This window comes from Mycobacterium sp. (genome assembly GCF_036490025.1).
Classification (GTDB): domain Bacteria; phylum Actinomycetota; class Actinomycetes; order Mycobacteriales; family Mycobacteriaceae; genus Mycobacterium.
This window is the reverse complement of sequence record NZ_DASXEP010000004.1, coordinates 1-3,117: the sequence shown is the minus strand read 5'-3', so window position 1 is coordinate 3,117 and position 3,117 is coordinate 1. Positions and strand designations below refer to the sequence as shown.

The 3,117-nt window shown below is 64.0% G+C and carries 3 protein-coding genes; 1 reads left to right on the top strand and 2 read right to left on the bottom strand.

Annotated features, from left to right (window positions below; all coding sequences use genetic code 11):
• The coding region (locus VGG53_RS00690; RefSeq protein WP_331516026.1) for an acyl-CoA dehydrogenase family protein at positions 1-669 on the bottom strand (669 nt) is incomplete at its 3' end.
• Positions 653-1,663, bottom strand: coding sequence for an acyl-CoA dehydrogenase family protein (locus tag VGG53_RS00685; protein WP_331516027.1), 1,011 nt, complete (start codon positions 1,661-1,663; stop codon positions 653-655). The genes VGG53_RS00685 and VGG53_RS00690, both read right to left, overlap by 17 nt.
• A gap of 346 nt (positions 1,664-2,009) precedes the next feature.
• On the opposite strand from VGG53_RS00685, the gene VGG53_RS00680 reads away from it, so the two are divergent.
• Positions 2,010-3,101: an amidohydrolase family protein gene (locus tag VGG53_RS00680; RefSeq protein ID WP_331516025.1), complete on the top strand. Its 1,092-nt coding sequence runs from the start codon at positions 2,010-2,012 to the stop codon at positions 3,099-3,101.
• The last annotated feature ends 16 nt before the right edge of the window (positions 3,102-3,117 follow it).

Here is a 3,117-nt window from a genome sequence, read left to right as displayed (position 1 = left end):
GTCCTCGAAGAACACCTCGTTGAAGTCGAGATTGTCCTGACCGCAGATGTCCGGGAACGGCCGTCGAGTCACGCCCGGAGTATCGGTGGGAATCACCAGCACGCTGATTCCCTTGTGCTTCGGCGCATCTGGATCGGTGCGCACGAAGGTCAGCAGCACATCGGCATCGTGGGCACCCGACGTCCACACTTTCTGGCCGTTGACCACGAAGTGGTCGCCATCGCGCACCGCTTTCGTCCGCAGCGACGCCAGATCCGACCCGGCGCTGGGCTCACTCATGCCCAGCGACGCGGTGATCTCGGCCCGCAGGATCGGCACCGCCCAGCGCTGCTTCTGCTCGTCGTTACCGAACGAAATAAGCGACGCCGCAATGATGTTCACGCCCTGCGGATTGAAGCTGTGGTAGATCCGCCGCGTGCACAGCTCTTCCAAATACACGTACTGCTGCAGGACCGTGGCATTGCGCCCACCGAACGCCGGCGGTTGAGTGGGCAGCAGCCACCCGTTGTCGAACAACAGCCGTTGCCATCGACGGGCCCAATCCGGCATGTGCGACACCGACTTCGGCCGCTCCAGCGCCTCGGCCGCTGTCGCGGCCACGTGCTCGTCCAAGAAAGCGACAAACTCCGCGCGGAATGCCTCGACGTCTGGATCAAAGCTGAGTTGCACGGTACTCCTCGGTAACCCTCGCCCGGTGCTCTGCGGTTCCGCCGAGCATGAGCTCGCCGGCTTTGGCCCGTTTCAATGCGAATTGCAGGTCGTTCTCCCAGGTGAAGCCCATCGCGCCGAACAGCTGCAGGCCGTGGCGGAACACCAGCGACTGACATTCGCCCGCAGCCGCTTTCGCCATCACGGCGGCCAGCCGCCGGCGCGGATCGTCTCCGGCAATCGTCAACGCTGCGTAATAGCCAAGCGCGCGCGCACGCTCCACCGCGACGTGCATGTCGGCTGCCTTGTGCTGGACCGCCTGGAACGATCCGATCGGCACCCCGAACTGGTGGCGACTGCGCACATGATCGAGGACCAGGTCCAGAATCCGTTGGCACGCACCGACCGTCGTGATCGCCATGCCCATCAGGGCGACGTGATGCGCCCTTTCGGTATCCGCGCTGATGCGGGCGGCATCGGGCACCCGCAGCTCGCTGAACGTCAGATCGGCGACATGCAGCACCGGGTCGAGCACGGCGCTGCGTCGCCTGGACAACAGCCCGGCCGCGTCTTCGGCGTTGATGATGAACACCGCGGCATCGGTCACCACCGCGAGCCACTTTGCACGATCGCCGTCCAGCACGTGCCGCGCGGTGCCGTTCAGCACCCACTGTTCACCGTCGCGGTGAGCGGTTATCCCGCTGTAGACGGCGGTGCCGGATGCCTTCGGGTCGAATCGGTCCGCGGCCAGCGGCGCGAACTGGCTCATGGTCGCCAGAAACGGGGTCGGGTCGGTGGCGTGTCCCAGCTCTTCGAGCACAATGGCGAGCTCGACGGCGGTCTCGGGCTCGTTCATCTCGGTCCAGCCGTGCTCGACGTAGCCCTTCCAGACCGGGCCGGGGTCGACGCCGTCTTCGGCGACACCGCGGACCAGCGCCGGCGGGCACTGCTTGCCCACGGCGTCGCGCACGGTTTCCTGCCAGAACCGCTGATCGGCGTCGAACTCCAACAGCATCCCGGCCAGTCTCCTTAGCTCAGTCAACGTGCGGTGAGAATACTATTCTCTTAATAGCACAGTGACAATCTCGCGGGGTCGGCTCGGATTTCACGTCGGCGATCAAGCCGATCGAAACGGGGCACCGGGATCACTGCCAGCGGCCCGGAACCGGGAGAATGATATTATCGCTGGACAAGAACAGCGCTTACACTCGTAGGGCTCGATTGTGGTCACTATCAGGCGCGATGAATAATCGAAACGCTTACGGGAAACCCATTGAATAGCGGTGAACGGGGATGTTAGGTTGGCTAGCAGATTGCTGGTGACCTCTACCCGGTCAGCCGATTCACGAAGGGTGGTTTAGGTGATCGAGCACCTGGACGGGACGCGCACGCCGCTGATCGATGCCAGCGTGCACATCTTCTTCTCGTCCAACAAAGAGCTGCGCTCGGTCTTGCGCGAGCCGTTCAAAAGTCGTGGTTTCCCCGATTACGAGATGGATTGGTACGGCGCTCCGGGCGGCGAATACGCACCCAAAACCGAGGGGCCGGACCGCCAATACCCCGGCTCGGATCCGGAATTCGTTGCCAATGAACTGTTTTCGAACCGCGGTGTCGACGTCGCGGTTCTGCACCCGATGGCGCGCGGCATCATGCCGGACCGGCATCTGGGCAGCGCCCTGCACGCCGCCCACAACGAGATGATGGTGTCGAAGTGGCTGGAGCACAGCCAGTTCGGCGACCGCTTCCGCGGCACGATCCGGGTGAACCCCGACGACATCGCCGGTGCACTGAGAGAGATCGAGAAGTGGCGCGGGCACCCTCGCGTGGTCCAGATCGGAGTCCCGCTGCAATCCCGGGAGGTCTACGGCAAACCCCAGTTCTGGCCACTGTGGGAGGCGGCGGCCGACGCGGGGCTTCCGGTTGCCGCGCACATCGAGGTCGGCTCGGGTATCGCCAATCCGCCGACCCCGTCCGGCAACACCCGCACCTACGAGCAGTACGTCAGCTTCATGGCGCTGAATTACCTGTACCACCAGATGAACATGATCGCCGAGGGGGTCTTCGAACGCTTTCCCGGTCTGAAGTTCGTGTGGGGCGACGGCGCCGCGGATTTCATCACGCCCTTCATCTGGCGGATGGACACCTTCGGCCGGCCACATCTCGAGCAAACGCCGTGGGCTCCCCGGATTCCCAGCGACTACCTGCCTGGCCATGTGTTTTTCGTCCAGGGCACCCTGGACGGGCCCGGCGACACCGACTTCGCCGGCGAATGGTTCGGCTTCACCGGCAAGGACGACATGGTGATGTTCGGCTCGAGCTACCCGCACTGGCAGTGCGGTGACATCCACAAATTGCCCAAGGCGCTGTCCACCGAGCAACGCGTGAAGCTGTGCTGGCGCAATGCGGCCGACCTGTACGGGATCGACGTTTCGGTCGACCTCGCGACAGGCTAGTCGCAGAATGGAAGAA

Coding starts and splice junctions, on each gene's coding strand:
- VGG53_RS00685 (WP_331516027.1), bottom strand. CDS start 1,663: ATGCTGTTGGAGTTCGACGCCGATCAGCGGTTCTGGCAGGAAACCGTG.